The following is a 545-nucleotide window of genomic DNA, read 5'->3' as shown; positions in this document are numbered from 1 at the left end:
GGGTACGCGGTTCTAAGATGATATTAGATGCCAATCCTGACTATCGGCCGGTGTACTGGGATTTTGCAGCGAATCAGTCACCTGAAGATAAAGGTATCGCGAAAGCCATGCAGGGTAAGCGTCTACCCCAGATAGGCCGCGTGATCGTCAATGTGATACTGGAAGATCAGTCACGCCTGCTGGCCTTCCAAAAGGATGAAGCCGATTTATTCCAACTGTATGGCGGACTTGCGCCGCAAGTATTAAAGGATGGAAAACTCAAACCGGAATTTCAGAAAAAAGGCGTGCAGTTATCACGCATCATCGATCCCGAACTCGCGATTTACTATTGGAATATGCAAGACCCGGTGTTTGGCGGACTTAGCAAAGAAAAAATTGCACTGCGTCGTGCGATTGCGATGGCCCACAAAGTCGAAGATGAAATCCGTATCGTCGATAATGGTGAGGCAATCCCGCTGCAATTCCCGATTCCACCCGGTGTGGTCGGTCATGATCCGCAATACCGCAGCATGATTCAATACAATCCGGCTGCCGCTAATGCCTTA

At 49.4% G+C, this 545-nt stretch carries 1 protein-coding gene; it reads left to right on the top strand.

Annotated features, from left to right (window positions below; all coding sequences use genetic code 11):
- Positions 1-17 precede the first annotated feature (17 nt).
- A partial coding sequence (locus tag KDM89_RS19440; protein WP_230427995.1) for an ABC transporter substrate-binding protein occupies positions 18-545 on the top strand: 528 nt, incomplete at its 3' end.

It is taken from the genome of Cognatundibacterium luofuense, from assembly GCF_018139685.1.
GTDB classification, from domain to species: domain Bacteria; phylum Pseudomonadota; class Gammaproteobacteria; order Burkholderiales; family Burkholderiaceae_D; genus Undibacterium; species Undibacterium luofuense.
This window is presented reverse-complemented; position numbering and strand designations above follow the sequence as displayed.